Source organism: Pelomonas sp. SE-A7, assembly GCF_030345705.1.
In the GTDB taxonomy this organism is placed as follows: Bacteria; Pseudomonadota; Gammaproteobacteria; order Burkholderiales; family Burkholderiaceae_C; genus JAUASW01.
The window spans coordinates 590,362-606,309 of sequence record NZ_JAUASW010000001.1 but is presented as its reverse complement, the minus strand read 5'-3'; the positions used below and the strand labels follow the sequence as shown (position 1 = coordinate 606,309).

The 15,948-nt window shown below is 68.2% G+C and carries 16 protein-coding genes; 4 read left to right on the top strand and 12 right to left on the bottom strand.

What is annotated here, in order from left to right; genetic code table 11:
- The first annotated feature begins 24 nt into the window (after positions 1-24).
- Both QT382_RS02725 and QT382_RS02720 read left to right on the top strand, forming a co-directional pair.
- On the top strand, positions 25-498 hold the full coding sequence (locus QT382_RS02725; protein WP_289252513.1) for an acyltransferase: 474 nt from the start codon (positions 25-27) through the stop codon (positions 496-498).
- Between the two features lie 23 nt (positions 499-521).
- Positions 522-974: a YybH family protein gene (locus QT382_RS02720; RefSeq protein ID WP_289252512.1), complete on the top strand. Its 453-nt coding sequence runs from the start codon at positions 522-524 to the stop codon at positions 972-974.
- Between the two features lie 12 nt (positions 975-986).
- Here QT382_RS02720 and QT382_RS02715 read toward each other — a convergent pair whose 3' ends face one another.
- Genes QT382_RS02715 through QT382_RS02685 form a run of 7 tightly spaced genes read right to left on the bottom strand, consistent with a single transcriptional unit; the run spans position 987 to position 8,291 of the window.
- Positions 987-2,090: a DegT/DnrJ/EryC1/StrS family aminotransferase gene (locus QT382_RS02715; protein ID WP_289252511.1), complete on the bottom strand. Its 1,104-nt coding sequence runs from the start codon at positions 2,088-2,090 to the stop codon at positions 987-989.
- Positions 2,090-3,013 carry a WxcM-like domain-containing protein gene (locus tag QT382_RS02710; RefSeq protein WP_289252510.1) on the bottom strand — a complete coding sequence of 308 codons (924 nt, stop codon included), beginning with the start codon at positions 3,011-3,013 and terminating at the stop codon, positions 2,090-2,092. The genes QT382_RS02715 and QT382_RS02710 overlap by 1 nt, the downstream gene beginning before the upstream one ends.
- A gap of 36 nt (positions 3,014-3,049) precedes the next feature.
- Positions 3,050-3,856, bottom strand: coding sequence for a hypothetical protein (locus tag QT382_RS02705; RefSeq protein WP_289252509.1), 807 nt, complete (start codon positions 3,854-3,856; stop codon positions 3,050-3,052).
- Between the two features lie 12 nt (positions 3,857-3,868).
- Entirely contained in the window at positions 3,869-5,059 is a 1,191-nt protein-coding gene (locus QT382_RS02700; RefSeq protein WP_289252508.1) for an NAD-dependent epimerase/dehydratase family protein, read from the bottom strand.
- Between the two features lie 9 nt (positions 5,060-5,068).
- Positions 5,069-6,466 carry a glycosyltransferase gene (locus QT382_RS02695; protein ID WP_289252507.1) on the bottom strand — a complete coding sequence of 466 codons (1,398 nt, stop codon included), beginning with the start codon at positions 6,464-6,466 and terminating at the stop codon, positions 5,069-5,071.
- Between the two features lie 27 nt (positions 6,467-6,493).
- Positions 6,494-7,384 carry an alpha-1,2-fucosyltransferase gene (locus QT382_RS02690; protein WP_289252506.1) on the bottom strand — a complete coding sequence of 297 codons (891 nt, stop codon included), beginning with the start codon at positions 7,382-7,384 and terminating at the stop codon, positions 6,494-6,496.
- A 13-nt stretch (positions 7,385-7,397) separates the two neighbouring features.
- The gene (locus QT382_RS02685; RefSeq protein WP_289252505.1) at positions 7,398-8,291 is read right to left on the bottom strand and encodes a glycosyltransferase family 2 protein; all 894 of its coding nucleotides are present in this window, start codon (positions 8,289-8,291) and stop codon (positions 7,398-7,400) included.
- 194 nt (positions 8,292-8,485) lie between these two features.
- Between QT382_RS02685 and QT382_RS02680 the strand changes: the two genes are divergently transcribed.
- On the top strand, positions 8,486-9,286 hold the full coding sequence (locus QT382_RS02680; RefSeq protein ID WP_289252504.1) for a glycosyltransferase family 2 protein: 801 nt from the start codon (positions 8,486-8,488) through the stop codon (positions 9,284-9,286).
- A 13-nt stretch (positions 9,287-9,299) separates the two neighbouring features.
- Entirely contained in the window at positions 9,300-10,229 is a 930-nt protein-coding gene (gene lhpI / locus QT382_RS02675) for a bifunctional Delta(1)-pyrroline-2-carboxylate/Delta(1)-piperideine-2-carboxylate reductase (RefSeq protein ID WP_289252503.1), read from the top strand.
- A gap of 5 nt (positions 10,230-10,234) precedes the next feature.
- Here lhpI and QT382_RS02670 read toward each other — a convergent pair whose 3' ends face one another.
- From QT382_RS02670 to QT382_RS02650, 5 genes are all read right to left on the bottom strand, one after another.
- On the bottom strand, positions 10,235-13,372 hold the full coding sequence (locus QT382_RS02670) for a hypothetical protein (protein ID WP_289252502.1): 3,138 nt from the start codon (positions 13,370-13,372) through the stop codon (positions 10,235-10,237).
- Positions 13,373-13,399: 27 nt separating this feature from the next.
- Entirely contained in the window at positions 13,400-14,248 is an 849-nt protein-coding gene (locus QT382_RS02665; RefSeq protein ID WP_289252501.1) for a fimbrial biogenesis chaperone, read from the bottom strand.
- Between the two features lie 22 nt (positions 14,249-14,270).
- Entirely contained in the window at positions 14,271-14,669 is a 399-nt protein-coding gene (locus tag QT382_RS02660; protein WP_289252500.1) for a DUF4402 domain-containing protein, read from the bottom strand.
- A 64-nt stretch (positions 14,670-14,733) separates the two neighbouring features.
- Positions 14,734-15,240, bottom strand: a complete 507-nt coding sequence (locus QT382_RS02655; RefSeq protein ID WP_289252499.1) for a hypothetical protein — start codon at positions 15,238-15,240, stop codon at positions 14,734-14,736.
- A gap of 32 nt (positions 15,241-15,272) precedes the next feature.
- The gene (locus QT382_RS02650) at positions 15,273-15,836 is read right to left on the bottom strand and encodes a DUF4402 domain-containing protein (RefSeq protein ID WP_289252498.1); all 564 of its coding nucleotides are present in this window, start codon (positions 15,834-15,836) and stop codon (positions 15,273-15,275) included.
- Between the last annotated feature and the right edge of the window lie 112 nt (positions 15,837-15,948).

Sequence of the window (15,948 nt, the reverse complement as noted above, 5' to 3'; positions counted from 1 at the left end):
GCCATGACACGGAGACCGAACGACGTGAGCAGCAGCAAGCCGCCCTTCCTCCACCCGAGCAGCGAGGTGCAGAGCCACGAGATCGGCGACGGCACCAGCATCTGGCAGTTCTGCGTCGTGCTGGCCGGCGCCCGCATTGGCCGCGACTGCAACATCAATGCCCAGTGCTTCATCGAGAACGACGTGGTGGTCGGCGACCGGGTCACGGTCAAATGCGGCGTCCAGCTCTGGGATGGCATCACGCTTGAGGACGATGTCTTCGTCGGTCCCAACGTCAGCTTCACCAATGACAAGTTCCCGCGCTCCAAGCAGTACCCGGACAGCTTCCAGCGCACCATGGTGCAGCGCGGGGCCTCCATCGGTGCCAATGCCACCATCCTCGGCGGCGTGACCATAGGTGCCGGCGCGATGATCGGTGCCGGCAGCGTGGTCACCAGGGACGTGCCGGCCGGCGAGCTGTGGGTCGGCAACCCTGCCCGTTCGCGCGGCAGGGCCTGAATTTCATTCCAAAGGACATTGCAATGCAAAGACTGCTGGCCAGCCTGGTCCTGCTCGCCCTGCTTTCGGCCTGTGCCACCGCCCCCTACGAGGGCTCGCCCCGCCAGGCCGACGACCATCGCCAGCTCAAGGCCGCGCTGGATGCCTCGGTCGCCGGCTGGAACGAGGGCGACCTGCGCCGCCACCTGGGCCTGTACGACGAGTCCATCACCTTCATGACCAAGCAGGGCCCGCGGCCCGGCATCGCGCCCATAGAGACGGCCTTCCGCGCCAAGTACTTCAACGGCGACAAGCCCAAGCAGGCCCTGCGCATGGAGCAGGTGACGATCAGGTCGCTGTCCAGCGACTCAGCCCTGATGAATGGCCGCTTCGTGCTCTCAGGCGGTGGTGAGGCGGAACAGAGCGGCTGGTTCAGCCTGGTCTGGCTGCGCATGAAGGACGGCAGCTGGAAGGCCGTGCACGACCACAGCAGTTGAGCAAATCGCGGTTCAGACGCTGGCCCGCACCGCCTTGATCAGTCGCTCGATCTGCGGTTCGCTCATGCCCGGCCACAGCGGCAGGCTCAGGACCTCGCGGTGCATGGCCTCGGCGATCGGGAAGTCGCCGTCGGCATGGCCCAGCTCGGCATAGGCCGGCTGCCGGTGCGGCGGCACCGGGTAGTGGATCAGCGTGCCTATGCCCTCGCCTGCCAGGCGCTGCTGCAGGCCGTCGCGGTCCGCATGGCGGACCACGAACAGATGCCAGGCCGGCTCGGCCCAATGCGGCACGAAAGGCAATTGCAGATCGCAGCCTGCCAGGCCTTGCAGCAGGCGGGCCGCGATGGCGCGGCGCTCGTTGGTGGCGGCCTCCAGCAGCGGCAGCTTGGCGGCCAGCACGGCGGCCTGGATCTCGTCCAGCCGCGAGTTGATGCCCTTGACCTCGTTGTGGTACTTGCGCTCGGAACCGTAGTTGCGAAGCACCTTGACCTGCTTGACCAGGCCTTCGTCGCGCGTGGTGATGCCGCCACCGTCGCCGAAGGCGCCCAGGTTCTTGCCCGGGTAGAAGCTCCAGGCCGAGATATCGGCCAGGCCGCCCACCGGCCTCACCTTGTAGCGCGCCGCATGGGCCTGGGCGCAGTCGTCCAGCACCTTGAGTCCATGCCGCGAGGCGATGGCGTTGATCACATCCATGTCGGCCGGCTGGCCGTACAGGTGGACCGGCAGGATGACCCGCGTCCGCGGCGTGATCGCTGCCTCGATGCGGGCCGGGTCCAGGTTGAAGCTGCGCGGGTCGGGCTCGACCGGCACCGGCCGCGCCCCGCACTGGCTGACCGCCAGCCAGGTCGCGATATAGGTGTTGGAGGGCACGATGACCTCGTCGCCCTCTTGCACGCCCAAGGCCCGCAGGCCCAGGTGGAGCGCATCCAGGCCGTTGGCCAGGCCGGCGCAATGCAGGCTGCCGCAGTGGTGCGCCCAGGCCTGCTCGAAGGCCTCCAGCTCCTTGCCCAGCAGGAACCAGCCGCTGGCCGCCACACGCTGCAAGGCGGCGTCAATGTCCTTCTGCGCGCTGCGGTAGGCCGGCTGCAGGTCGAGGAAGGGAATCGGCGCGTCCATCAGCTGGCCTTGCTGCCGACGGCGGCCAGGAAGTCGTCGTAGCTGCGGATGTAGTCGTCCGCGTCGTAGCGGTCCGAGGCCAGCACCAGCAGCACGGCATCGGGCGAGAACTGGTACTGGATGCCCCAGACCATGGGCGGGATGTGCAGGCCCAGGCGCGGGCTGTCCAGCAGCAGCTCGTCGCGCTGCTGGCCGTCGTCGACGACCACGCCCACGCTGCCTTTCACGCAGACCAGGAACTGGTGGCAGGCCTTGTGCGCATGCTCGCCCCTCACCTCGCGGGTCGGCACGTCGTAGACCATGAAGAAGCGCTGCGGCGTGAACGGCAGGTGCGCGCCTATCTCGCCGAAGCTCAGCGCGCCGCGCAGGTCCACGACCTTGGGCAGGCGCACCAGGACGGCGCCGCGGGCATGCAGGGTGGGCAGCGCGGCCGATTCGGCCACCTGGCCCGGCAGCGCGAGCTGGGGGGTGTCCTTGTAGCCCGTGATATGAGCCGGGTTGCCGGCCACGATGGCGTTGGGCGGTACATCGCGGGTAACCACGGCGCCATCCATCACCTGGGCCCCCGGGCCAATGGTGAGACCCGGCCTGATGGTGGCGTTGGAGCCGATGCTCGCGCCGGCCCGCACCAGGGTCCGTGCCGGCAGCGCCGACCGGTCGCAGGCGAACGTGGCGTTGGGGCCGATGAAGACGTCTTCCTCCAGCGTCACGCCATTCCACAGCTGCACGCCGCATTTCACCGTCACGCGGTCACCGACGACGGCCTCGGCCTCGATCAGGACATGGTCGCCGATCGTGACCCCGCGGCCGATGCGCGCACCGCTCAGCACATGGCTGAAGGCCTGGACGCTGGTGCCTGCGCCCAGGTTCGAAGACTCGACGAGGGCCTGGGGATGGATAAGGACGGCGCTATCTGGCTGCAAGGCATGCTCCGGTGTTCGTGCGGTGGCGCAGCTACTCTAGCGCGCAAGTCTCCGCCGCCGGCCTTCCTCGATATAGAGGCCGAGGTTGCGCAGGAAATCCCAGTACTGTTTCGAGCGCTGGTAGTTGGCCTCCAGCGCACCGAGACGCCCCCAGTAGTCGGCCACCGTCAGCCGGTCGATCATCTCGACCATCTCGTCCACCGTTGACGGCAGCAGCATGCCGGCCGGATCGAAATACCTGGCGATGTTCGGTGCGCCGAAATAGATCGGCACCGTGTAGCTGCGCAGGCAGTCGATCAGCTTCTCGGTGAAGTAGTGGTCCTGGTATTCGTTCTCCACGATGATGGAAAACATCGATTCGAACAGGCCGGCCTTGTCGGGAAAGGGATAGGGCGCCAGGTTCTCTATGCCCTCGGGCGGCCTCATCTGGGAGGTGTAGAAGCGGGTCGGCACCCGGAGCGCAGCCCCGCGTGCCCAGATCTGGCGACGGTCGCGATAGCCGCTGAACAAGGCCTCGGAGCCCACGCCGTTGCTGTACAGGAAGGAGACGTCGAAACTCTTGCGCTCGGGCAAGGTCTTGACCCAGTTGCTGCCGAACACGGCCAGCGCCGCATTGGGCAGGTCCAGCAGACTGTCCTCGTTGGTCAGTATCAGATCGAAGAGCGGCGCCACCTCGCGTACCTGCGCCGCCGGCAGCTTGAGCTGACGTGGCTCGGTGAAATGGGACAGCACCGAGAAACGACCGGAATCGGGCCGCGCCCGCGGCGCGCAATGGTGGATCTCGCAGGGAAACGGCAAGACCAGATCCAGCCAGGAGATGCCGAAATTTTCAGCCTTGAACATGGCCGGTCTTCGTCAATGGCGGGCCGCGTCGCGCCCGCCTCCGCCCATCAGGCCGCGCGCCATCAGCTCCGCATTGGCCGCGGCCAGCCGATCTTCCTGCAGCTCCTGGCTCATCACCCAGGCCCCGAAGCGACGCAGGCCGGCTTCCAGGCTGACCTGCGGCGCGAAGTCCAGGGCTTCGGCCAGGCGGGAGACGTCGGCCACGTTGTGGCGGATGTCGCCGATCCGGAACTCGCCGGTGACCCGCAGCTGTGGCGTGGCGCCAAGGGCCATCGACAGCAGGCTGGCCGCTGCCTGCACCGAGGTGCCGACGCCGCTACCCACATTGAGGATGCTGTTGACCGGCTCGGCCACCGCAAGGCAGCGCCGCATCGCCTCGGCCACGTCGCTGACATGGACGAAATCGCGCGACTCGAGGCCATCCTCGAACAAGGGCAGGAACTCGCCCCGGCGGACGCGGTTGGAGAAGATCGACAGCAGGCCGGTGTACGGGTTCTTCAGCGACTGGCCTTCGCCATAGACGTTTTGCAGCCGCAGCAGGGCATAGCCTATGCCCAGCGACTGGCAGCAGACCTTGACCAGGTCCTCCTGCGCCAGCTTGGTGCTGGCATAGACCGAGGCCGGCGATACGGCGTCGGATTCGCGCGTGGGCACGGCCTCCAGGTCGCCCCCGCAATGCCGGCAGGCCGGCTCCCAGCGCGCGGCCTGCAGTCGTTCGCTGCTCCGGACGGACGGATAGGCGCGCTCCTGCGGCGAGCAATGCGGGCAGCGATAAGCGCCTTCGCCGTAGACCGAACGGCTCGAGGCCAGCACGACGCGGCGCACGCGCCGGCCGGGCTGGTTGACCAGCACGTCGAACAGCATGGCCGTGCCCATCACATTGACCTCGTTGTAGCGGGCGATCTCGTACATGGACTGGCCCGTGCCGGTCTCGGCGGCCAGGTGGACGATGTGATCCGCGCCCTGCAGGGCCTGTTCGCAGGCGGCCCGGTCGGTCACCGAAGCCCGGATGAATTCGCAGGCCGGGGCCGACAGCCAGGCAGGTGCCCGGGCATCCGCGCCGTGAACCTGCTCCGACAATGGGTCGAGCACGCGGACGCGATAGCCCTGCTTCAGCAGCAAGGGCACCAGTTCGGAACCAATGAAGCCGGCCCCGCCGGTGACAAGCACCAGTTCGGCATCAGGCTTGGTGTTCGCGTCCATGCTCCGACCTCATTTCTTGAGCAGCAGGGCCAGCTTGTTGAACCCCCAGCTCGTGGCCGGCAGGTCGAACAGCTGGGCGCTGGCCACGCTGGCCGTCAGCGCCTCGTTCTCCTTGCGGGTCAGGAAGGCGCTGTCGAACTTGCCGCTGCCCATGAATTGCTCGACCAGCTCCACCGTCGACTCGCCTTCGGCCACCGTCATGTCGTAGCCATAAAGCGTCTTGCCGTTCCAGACCGATCGGTCGGAGGTGTGCAGGTCCTCGATCCAGTACTGGGCGCCGGGCTTCATGTAGGGAAACAGGGCGCCCAGGCTGACCTGCTGGTGCATCACCACGTGCGAGCCGTCGTCGATCAGCAGGTCCAGCGGGCCGATCTGCTGCATCAGCTTGGCCAGCGCCACGCGGTCCGACTGGTCGCAGAGATGGGTGGTCACGCGGTCGTTGTCATGCTGTTTCTGCGGCACGACGTCGATGGCATGGATGCGCGCGTTCGGAAAATAGTCGTACCACATCTTCAGCGAGGGGCCGCTGCCCACGCCGATCTCGAGCAGCGTGATCGGCTTGTCTCGCAGCGCCTCGAAGTAGCGGCCGTAGACGGTCGTGAAATGCAGGCGCGGGCCATGGTGCCCTTCGCTGGGCGCGACCGTCCCCTTGTCCGACGCATACAGATTGGCCAGGCGGGTCAATTCGTCCATTCGATACTCCTCGAAATTCTTCCTGCGGAAATAGCTGATCTCGTTCAGCCGGCGCTCGTCCGAGACGTTGCTCGACACCTGCATGGAATGCATGCGGATGGTGACGCAGCAGTCCTCGATGAGCAGCGGCTCGCCATATTTCTGGCCGAGCCGGATGTGCATGTCCGAATCGTTGATGACGATCAGCGACTCGTCAAAGCGGTCCGGCTGCGCCCGGTTGTTGACGAAGAAGGACACCGACGGGCAACCGATCAGGGTGCGCAGCTCGCCATTGATGTGCGGCTTGATGTAGCGCGTGGTCGCGCGCTCGTTCTCGTAGTAGTGGTTGAAGCCGAAGCCGCCCCAGGAACAAGTCGGGTTGGCGCGCAAGCCGTCGACCATCTTCTGCAGCGCCTGCGGGTCGCAGAACCAGTCGTCCATGTGCATGATCTTGATGATCTCGCCGGTGGCCTCCGCCATGCCGTCGTTCATGTTGACCGAGCTGTTGCCCCGCCCACGCTCGTTGCGCCGGTAGCGCACCGGAAAACTCCAGCGCGCCAGGTAGTCCTCGATGACGCTGTCCTTGGAATGGTCGATGACCACCACCTCGAAGTTCCGGTAGGTCTGGGCCTCGACACTGCCCAGGCACTGATCGAGCAATGCGCAGGCCTTGCCCCCGTATTCGTAGGTGGGAACAACGATGCTGACCGAGTAGTCCTTCAATTCAGCCGCCATGGTGCTGTCTCCCGCAGTCCTGCTTCTTCATGCCGCTCCCGCCCTGCTCCCGGCTGTCGCCATCAAGGCCTCGACCTCCCGCAGCGGCAGGTCGAAAGCCTGCACGGCGCCCCGCAGGGCCTGCCAGCGCGGCGGACAGGGCGAGAGTGTTGCATCGATGGTCACCCACTCCTGCGGGCAGAAGATGCTCCCGCCCTGTGGCTCGCCGAACCAGGCCGCCCACCAGGAATAGCTCGAGTTCGAGATGACGAAGTGGCGGCACAGCGACATCAGGTACAGGTCGCTGCGATCGTCGCCGCTGGCCACCATCTGATAGCGGTAGCCGAGCTGGTTCAGCAGGTGACGCGAATAGTTGGGCTCGTCGGTGAACACGAAAAGCTCGAGCCCGGGATGGGCCTGGGCAATCAGCTGCAGGGCCGCCGCGTAGTAGGCGGGCCGGCACAGCCCCATATGACCGTAGTCGCGCCGCCGCAGATGCACGGCCACGGCGGCGGGACTCGAGCGCAGGCGTTCGAGCAGGGCCGAATCCACCGTCGGTGCCACCTGTGCAGCCAGTTGCGCATGGGTCTCGCGCGCGATGTCGGCGTCAAAGAATCGTTCGCTCTGCCAGTAGCCCTCCAGGACCAGCACGCGAGCATCCGGCGGCAACTGCTGCACCTGCTCGACCGACTGGATCTGCCCCTCTTTCAGCGCATAGGCGCCGGGTCCGGCAAGCTCGGACAGAAGCCCGCTCCTGGCACCCGGCTGCAGGTTCCAGATGCCGGCCTTGAAGCCATAGGGGTCATGGCCGAAATAGCTGATGTCGGTCAGCATCTCCACGCCCAGGCGCCGGGCCAGGCTCCTGGCGAACACATGCTGGAACAGCTGGTTGCCCAGTCCTCCCTTGGCATAGTTGAGTACGACGGGCTTGGCCGACATCAGAATCTCCGGGTCAGGCAGCCAGGTGACGCAGCAGCGCGCCGGTCACCATGCTGGCGTACTCGTCCGCGTCGGGCACGAAGCGCGCCAACCGGGTCATGGTCGGGCCGCATTGCTGCAGCACGGCCAAAGCCAGTTCGCGCGAGGGGAACTGGGTCTGCAAGGCCAGGAACTGCGGCAGCAGGCCGGGTGCCTCGCCCTGCAGGAAGGCGGCCATGTAGCGGATCTTGATCTGCACATCGCGCTCGAACTGCAGCTGGGCCTTCTGGCGGCTGACCTGCCCGGCATGCTTGCGGTACCAGGTCAGGGTCTCGGGAATGTTGGCGAACTGGATGCCCAGCAGGCTGGCCCGGCACCAAAGCTCGTAGTCCTCCGCAAAGTCGAAGCGCACGTCGTAGACGCCGACCTGCTCGAAGACCTGGCGCCGGCACATCACCGAGGGGTGGGCGATGGCGCAACGCTGCAACAGGGCCGTGCGGATGGCCGGGCTGCTCGTCGGGTGGGCCAGCACAAAGCGTTGCTGCGGCTCCTCGGTCGAGAACACCTGCATGTGGCTGCCGCAGACCCCGACCCCCGCGTGGGCCTGCAGGAATGCCAGTTGGCGCTCCAGGCGCTGCGGCTGGGCCAGGTCGTCCGCATCGAGCCGGGCGACGAACTCGGAGTCGCCGGCCGCGAGGCCGTCGTTGATCGAGCGCGCGACGCCTTGCGAACTCTCATGCGTGACGACGCGCAGGGCCGGCAGGCGGTGGGCATGGCCCTCGGCAATGCGGGCGGTCTCGTCGGTCGAACCGTCGTTCACCAGGACCAGTTCGAAATCCCGGAAGCTCTGCACGGCCAGGCTGTCCAGCGTCTCGGCCAGCGTGGCTGCGCCATTGCGCACCGGCATCACGATCGAGATCAAGGGCATGGGCAGGAACTCGGCAGCAAGGGCAGATCTTTGGATCTCGGGATGATAGAGGTCTGCCCCGCTCCCAATGAGCTCAAGTAGGCGGGCGCACAAGCCCAGTTCGGCGTTTCCGAGCCCCGGGTTCACCCGCAAATCGGCCCTTTGAGCAGAGCCGGGCGCGGCTACGATGCGGCCAATCGATGGAGGAACCCTGCATGGCAGCCGACCGGCCTTTCTTCAGCATCCTGACTCCGACCCACCTGCGCCCTGCCCTGCTGCGTCGTTCGCTGGGCTCCCTGCTCGGTCAAGGCTTCCAGGACTTCGAGATCATCGTCGTGGCCGACGCCTGGGATGCGGCCAGCGCCCAGGCCGCCGCCGAGTTGCTGCGGCCGCAGGACCGCTTCTTCAAGCGCGACGGCAAGCCCGGCCCGGCCGCCAGCCGCAACGCGGCCCTGGACCTCGCCCGCGGCGAGTGGATCGTGTTCCTGGACGACGACGACAGCTTCGAGCCCCACCACCTGGCGACGCTGCATGCCGCCATCCAGGCCGGCGGCTCACCGGTGCTGTTCACCGACTGCGCCGTGGTCACCGAGGATCGCACCCAGCCCGGCATGCCGCCGCTGTCGCGCCAGCAATTGGCCTTCGGCGCGCAGGACGTGCAGCAGCTCTGGGTCAAGAACTTCATTCCCAACCATGCGCTGGCCTACCGGCGCTCGCTGCTGGAAGGCATCCGCTTCGATGCCCACATGGCTTCGCTGGAGGACTGGGAGTTCCTGGTCGCCGTCTGCGAGCGGGCCCTGCCGCGCTACTACCCGGGCGGCGGCGTGGTGATGCACAAGGACTACGTCAACCCCGGCACCCGCCGTGGCACGGCCGAGAACTCGAACAACAGCCTGGTCATCCTCGACTTCCTCTACACCTACCGGCGTTGGCCGGCGCCCACGCCCGAGCTGAAGGCGCAGCGCCAGGCACTGCTGACCGGCGTGGGCCTGAGCCTGCCCATCGAGTGGTTCTAGCCGGCTGACGGCCATGCGGCATTTCGACGCCGAGGCCACGCGCGCCGCCCTGCCCTTCGCGGCCCTGATCGAGGCACTGCGCCAGCAGTTCATCGAGGGCTGCGAGGTGCCGCTTCGCCACCAGCATGCGGTCGGGCAAGACCTGACGCTCTTGATCATGCCGGCCTGGCAGGCCGACGGCTTGCTGGGCATCAAGACGGTCAGCATCGCGCCGGGCAATGCAGGTCGTGACCTGCCGGGCCTGTACTCCAGCTACAGCTTGTTCGATGCGGCCACCGGCCAGCCACTGGCCCTGATGGACGGCAACGAGATCACCTCGCGGCGCACGGCCGCTGCCTCGGCGCTGGCCGCCTCGCGCCTGGCATCGCCACAGGCTCGGACCCTGCTGGTAGTGGGCAGCGGCCGGGTCGCCAGCTTGCTGCCCGAGGCCTACAGCACCGCCCTCCCCGGCATCGAGCGCATCCTGGTCTGGTCGCGGCGGGCCGAGGCGGCCGAGTCGCTGGCATCGCAGCTGCGCCGCTTGGGGTTGCCGATTTCCGCAGCCGCCGATCTCGAAGCCGCGGTCCGCCAGGCCGACATCGTCAGCTGCGCCACGCTGAGCCGCGAGCCCTTGATACGCGGCGCCTGGCTGGCCGAGGGCAGCCACCTGGACCTGATGGGCGGCTTCACGCCCGAGATGCGCGAGGCCGATTCCGCCGCGGTGAGCGGTGCCGATCTCTGGGTCGACACCGACGAGGCCCTGCGCAAGAGCGGCGACCTGCTGCTGCCGCAGGCCGAAGGCTGCTTGCTGCTTGACGCCAGGCGCGGAGACCTCGCCGACCTCTGCCGGCTCGGCCCGGGCGAGGCCCACCGGCCCGGCCGGCGAACCCTGTTCAAGTCGGTCGGCACCGCGCTGGAAGACCTGGCCGCCGCGCGCCTGGTCTACGGTGGTCGGGCCGGCTGAAGCCTTCAGCGCCCCACCAGCTTCAGCTCCAGGTCCACGCTGTTGATGAACGTGCCTTCGACGGGCACCTCGACCAGGCGCTCCAGCGCACCCACCAGCCCCAGCTTGGCCGCCTGATCGCGGGCAATGCGCAAGCGATGGCTGCCGGGCGCCACCTGGTGCAGCAGGTAGTAGCCGTCGGCCGAGCTGGTCGTGGCAGCCAGCAGCTCGCCCTGCTCGTTGATCAGCTCCAGCTGGGCATCGCCGATCACGCGGCGCTTGCCCTGGGCATCGACCAGGTAGACCGTGCCCTCGATCTCCGAGGTCGAGATCACGGGGAACTCGACCATCTCGACCCGCCCCGGCCGTGGCAGCACACGCACGCCTGGCGTCAGCGGCTTCCACTGCGGATCCTCCAGCGTGCCGCTGTCCAGCGCTATGTCGGCATAGCGGCCCGAGGGCAGGCGGTTCAGAAAGGCCACGCCGCCGGCATCGGTCAGGCGCGGATGGCGGCCACCGCCGTTGATGATGAAGCCGGCATTGGGCACCAGCTCCTCGTCCGGGTCGCGGCGGCCATTCATGTTGCGGTCCACGAAGGCGCGCGCCGACACCGCGCCGGTGCTGGCCAGCGGCAGGCCGTCGAAGCTCCACTTGCCGCTGCGCGGGTCGCGGCCCAGGGCCAGGAACAGTTGCACGCCCACCGCCAGCTCATGCTGGCTGGAGTAGCTGCCGCTGATGGCCAGGCCGAATTCGCCGAAGTTCTTGCTCAGGCCGGCCGATACCAGGGTCAGCTGCGAATCCAGTGCATGCAGCAGACCGCCGGTGATCTGGTAGCCCTCGGCCAGGTTGCGGTCGGCGCTCAGGGCCACCGCCTGGATATGGCTCCTGGGCTCCAGCGTGTAGGCCAGCTGCAGGTTGAGGCCGGTGCTGGCAACGCGGCGGCTGAGCTGGAGGCTGCCGTCCACGCTGTCGGTGCCCAGGCTGCGCTGCCAGCGCAGGTAGTTGGAAAGCGCCGTGCCGCGCAGCATGGTCGCCACGCGGCCGGCCACCAGGTAGTCGGCCGGGCCACTGTTGGGCAGGCTGCGCTGGGCATCCAGCGTCAGCGACAGCGTCGGCAGCCAGCTGGTCTTGACCACGCCGTTGGTCCGCAGCTGCTGGCGCTGGCGCAGGCCCAGGCTTTGCGGAGAGAAGACGTCGTTGTCGAAGCGCCCGCGGCGCTGCAGATGGTTCAGGTCGAGCGAGAAGCTGCCGAGCCGGGTCTTCAAGCCCAGGTCCGCCAGCTGGCCGCCCGGCATGGCCGAGAGCTGCGAGCTGAGGATCATCGAGCTCAAATAGCCCAGCAGGCCGACCTGGCCATAGGTCTGCTGCAGGCCGGCGGCCCGCGGCCGGCTGACGGCGCCCAGATTGGCGCTCAGGCCCTTGGTCAGCCCGACGTCCACCTGCGCCACGTTGCGGACCTCGCCGTTGTCCGCATGGTGGCTGGCCAGCGAATAGAACAGCTCGCCCGGCTTGGTGCTCGCCTGGTCCAGCAGGAAGTTCTGGCGCTCGACCCGCAGCTGGCCGAGCGGGCCATGGAACACCAGGCGGAACTCGTTGGCGCCGAAGGACAGCGGCAGGTCGTCGAACGAATACTGGCCGTCGGGCCGGGCCGTCTGGTAGGCGATCAGGGCATCGTTGTAGTACAGGGTCACGTCCCAGCCGGGCGGCAGGTCGCCGCGCAAGCTGTGGCGGTCGAAGCTGGTCGGCTGGTCCAGCGAGCGATTGCTGAGGGCGATGCCGGCACCCTTGGGACTGCCCAGCATCAGGTTGCGGACACTGGGCACGACGATGTTGCCCAGCACCACCGAGCGGGCCTTCAGCGGGCCGAGCAGTCCGGCCTCGGGGTCGTTGCGGCCCAGGGTCATGCGCAGCTCGGGCTTGGAGCTGGCGCTGGTCTTCTGCAGATAGGCCGAGCCTTCCATGCCCAGCAGGTCGCTGGTCAGGTAGGCCGTGTAGGCCTTGCGGAAGCTGTGGGAGCCGCGGCCGTAGCGCGCGTCCGCACCCAGCGACTGGTCAATGAAGGGCACGCCAATCAGGCCCGGTTGCGAGGGTTGCAGCGGGTACTCGGGCCGCACCGTGGCCTGCAGTCCCGCCAGACGGCCGGCCTGCCGCTCGCGCTCCAGCTTGTCCTGCAGCGGCAGCCGTTCGCGGGCCTTGATGCGCAGCTGCAGCCTCTGCAGATCGATCCGCAGATCTACCGGCAGCCAGCGCGCCAGCAGCTGGGTCGAGACATAGATGTCGTCGCCGATAACCGTGGCCAGGCGCGGTTCGAAGACCTGCTCATGGCCGGCCACGCTGACCAGCGATTCGGCCAGGTTGAGGGCGAACGGCCGGTCCTCGCTCAGCACCATGCCGGTGGCACTGCCCTGGGCCGGCTGCACTTTGACGGCGAGGGTCAGCAGCCGGGTCAGCTCGCCCAGCGGCAGGAGGATCTGGCGTTCGTCCTGGAAGGCGCTGAAGCTGTCCGACAGCAGCTGGTCGTCCAGCAAGACCTCGAGCACCAGCAGGCTGGCTTCCAGCTCGCTTTGCTTGCGCTGTACCGGCCGTGGAGGCGGTTCGGCCGGTGCCGCCTCGGCCTTGGGCGCCGGGCCGTATTCCTTCTCAAGCCTGGCCAGCACCGGCAAGCGCTGGCGCGACTTCAGGCGCAGCTCGCGCCGGGACAGATCAGCCTCGATGTCCACCGGCAGCCAGCGTGACAGCAACTGGTTGGAGACGAAGATCTCGCCGCCCACGGCCTGCGCCAGGCGCGGATCGAAAACCTGCTGGCGGCCGCCGATGTTGACCCGGCCCTCGGCCAGGTTGAGCGCGAACATCTGGTCGGGTTGCAGCAGAAAGCCGCCGGCAGCGCCCTGCTCGGGTCGCACCGTGATGCCCAGCACCAGCAGGCGCGACAGCTCGCCCAGCGGCAGCAGCACCTGGAAGCCGACCTGGATGGTCTCGACCCGCGCGGCCAGCGGCAGGCCATCCAGCTGTACGGCCAGCGGACGCAGCTGGACCGGCGCCAGCACGGCCGCGCGCGGCTTGGCCTTTGGCTTGTTGTTGGTGGCCGCCTCGGCCTTGTTGCCGGCCAGGCACAGCACGGCCAGCAGCAGAGCAGAAGAAAGATAGCGGCGGCCGTGCTTCATGTCGGATGAATCCGGCCCCGCCACCCCTCAGGGCAGGACCAGGCTGGCTTCGGCCAGCAGCTTGCCGCCGGCCTCGGGGCGGTCGCGATAGCTGACCTTGAGCGTGCCGCCGCGCAGGGCCGTGCCGGCCGGCAGCTGCAGCGGCAGGCGGGCGCGGCGCAGCGCATTGGGCGCATAGACGGCCACACCGCCGGCCTTGGCCAGCTCGACGGTGACGCCAGCCGTGGTCGTGAACACCACCAGCAGGTCGCCGTAGACCGAGCGATTGCCCTGGCGGTTCATCTGCAACTGCAGCTGGCCGCCAGGCGCGGCCGGCGTGGCGGTCAGCAGGCTGAGCTCGGACAACGAGACCGAGGCCTGAGTTGCGCCATGCCGCACGATGACCGGAATGGAGGCACCGACCAGGGCCTGGATCGCGATGCCCACATCCTTGGCGCTGCGCTGGGCCACGGCCTCCACGCTGCTGCTGCCGCTGGCCTCCGCGACCCGGTCGATCTGCAGGTGGGAGCGGTACTCGCCGGCCGCGAGCCCATCGGGCTTGCGCAGCTGCAGGCGCACGACCTGGGAGCCACCGGGCGGGAGGGTTACCTGGCGCGGCGAATAACGCAGCAGTCCATCGGCGAACTGTTCGCCGGGGCCGGGCGTCTCTATGGCGATGAACTCGCCGTTCTCGCCCATCCGGCGGTTAACCAGGCTGAGGCGGTAGGTCTCGGGCGACTTGCCTTGGTTCATCAGCTCGACCTGGGCCGCGCGCTGGTTGCCGTCGAAGACCAGGCGGGTCGGAAACAGCACCAGGTCGGCCAGGGCCAGCGGACTCGACAGCATCAGCAGGACGCCGAGCAGCCAACGGGACAACAGGAAATTCGCAGGACTCATGGCAGATGCGGCGGGGCCGCTCCTATTGATAGTTGATCGTGACGGCGAAGGAACCGCTGTAGCTGCCGGCCGGCTGCAGATTGCCGACCGTCAGCGTGGCGCCCACGGCGAGGTTGAGCGTGCCACCGCCGGAGAGCGTGCCTACCGGGCCGGGACTGCTGACGAAGCCGTTCAAGGCCATGGTGTTGCCCCCGTCGCTGAGCTGCACCGTGCCGTCCAGCGGCAGGCTGATCACCACATTGGCGTTGGAAGTGCCAACCACCGTGAAGCTGGCGGCCGAGGCCACAGCCCCCTGGCTGACCAGCAGGACGGCGCCGGTCTTGCTCCGCAGCCCGGCGGCACTGACGCTGACGGTGCCGCCACCGCCGGCGGTGAAGCTGCCGAAGCTGAGACTGCCGCCGGCCGTGATGTCCTGCGGCACGACACGCGGGCTGACGAGGAGCAGAAAGGCTGCGGCAAGGGCCCGCCGGCGCTGAGGCCGGCTCTCAGTTGAAGGCGACCACGATGGCCACATGATCGTCCTTCTTGGCGCCGGGCGGTGGGCTCAGGCTGACCGCCGTGGCCAGCTCGCCTTGCAGCAGGCCGCCGCTCAAGGGCTCGATCAGCCGGCTGAGCGCGGCCACCACGCCCCCTTCGCCGCCCGCGCCGCCCGGCAGATTGAGCAGGGTCGACAAGGTCTGACCGCCTTCGCCACCGCTGGACACCGGCCCCGCCAGCACGGCCGGCGCCAAGTTGACGAGCCGGACCAGCACCGAGCCGGTGGCAGGACCGGCCGGCCCCTGATTGGCTGCCAGCAGCTCGGAAATCGACAGGACTGCGCCCAGCTGCCCGCTGACGCTGACCGGCTCGACCACGGTGGCGGAGGCCATCGCGGCAGCGCTGCCCGCGGCATTGGCCTGCGGCGGCATCGGTTGCAAGGCCAGCGACAGGCCAATCATCGCCAGGGCCCGCGAGAACAGGCCGGCGCGGGACAGAGCTTGCAGGCAGTGCATTGCAGCCCCTGGCCGCCACAGCGGCACCACACTCAGTTGTAAGCCACCGTCACCTTGACGATGCCGGTATAGGTGCCGGCCGCTTGCCCGGCGCCCACCGTCAGCTTGGCGCCCACGAAGATATAGGCGGCACCGCCCGACAAGGTGCCGGTCGTCGCATCGGTATTCGGGTCGGTCTTGCCGCTGCCCGTGGCGAGGGTCAGGGACTCGGTGATCCAGTCGATGGCCATGGTGTTGCCGCCGCTGGTCAGGACCGTGTCGCTGCCGGTGTAGTCGATGGAGAAGGTGGCAGCGCCCGTGCCGGTGACGTCAAAGCGAGCCGCGGTGGGCGTTGCGCCGCTGCTGGGCATCGGTGTGGTACCGCCGGCACTGGTACGCGTGCCGTCGGTGGACACCGTCACGGCGCCGTTGCCGGCGATCAGGCTGCCGAACACCAGGTCGGCGGCCTGGGCCACCGCAATCGGCTGCAGCACGACGGCCGTGGCACTGGCCGTGGCGTTGTCGGCTGCCGGGGCCTGGCTGGCTGGCAGGGCCGCCAGCAAGGCGGCCAATGCCAGCAGGCCCGGTTTCAGAGAGCTCGTGAACTGCGTCTTCATGGCGATGCTCCTTGCAAACATCCGTTGAGACACCGTCGGTCTTGACCGAGGTCATCAGCATAGGGATGCCCGGTCCCCCTGCCAATCAATATCGACATATGAAATGCCGCAG

Excerpts from the sequence above, each read along its gene's own strand:
- QT382_RS02715 (WP_289252511.1), bottom strand. The coding sequence starts at position 2,090 with ATGGACGCGCCGATTCCCTTCCTCGACCTGCAGCCGGCCTACCGCAGC.
- QT382_RS02650 (WP_289252498.1), bottom strand. The coding sequence starts at position 15,836 with ATGAAGACGCAGTTCACGAGCTCTCTGAAACCGGGCCTGCTGGCATTG.
- QT382_RS02700 (WP_289252508.1), bottom strand. The coding sequence starts at position 5,059 with ATGGACGCGAACACCAAGCCTGATGCCGAACTGGTGCTTGTCACCGGC.
- lhpI (WP_289252503.1), top strand. The coding sequence starts at position 9,300 with ATGCGGCATTTCGACGCCGAGGCCACGCGCGCCGCCCTGCCCTTCGCG.
- QT382_RS02680 (WP_289252504.1), top strand. The coding sequence starts at position 8,486 with ATGGCAGCCGACCGGCCTTTCTTCAGCATCCTGACTCCGACCCACCTG.
- QT382_RS02665 (WP_289252501.1), bottom strand. The coding sequence starts at position 14,248 with ATGAGTCCTGCGAATTTCCTGTTGTCCCGTTGGCTGCTCGGCGTCCTG.
- QT382_RS02695 (WP_289252507.1), bottom strand. The coding sequence starts at position 6,466 with ATGGCGGCTGAATTGAAGGACTACTCGGTCAGCATCGTTGTTCCCACC.
- QT382_RS02720 (WP_289252512.1), top strand. The coding sequence starts at position 522 with ATGCAAAGACTGCTGGCCAGCCTGGTCCTGCTCGCCCTGCTTTCGGCC.
- QT382_RS02705 (WP_289252509.1), bottom strand. The coding sequence starts at position 3,856 with ATGTTCAAGGCTGAAAATTTCGGCATCTCCTGGCTGGATCTGGTCTTG.
- QT382_RS02670 (WP_289252502.1), bottom strand. The coding sequence starts at position 13,372 with ATGAAGCACGGCCGCCGCTATCTTTCTTCTGCTCTGCTGCTGGCCGTG.
- QT382_RS02655 (WP_289252499.1), bottom strand. The coding sequence starts at position 15,240 with ATGCACTGCCTGCAAGCTCTGTCCCGCGCCGGCCTGTTCTCGCGGGCC.
- QT382_RS02690 (WP_289252506.1), bottom strand. The coding sequence starts at position 7,384 with ATGTCGGCCAAGCCCGTCGTACTCAACTATGCCAAGGGAGGACTGGGC.
- QT382_RS02685 (WP_289252505.1), bottom strand. The coding sequence starts at position 8,291 with ATGCCCTTGATCTCGATCGTGATGCCGGTGCGCAATGGCGCAGCCACG.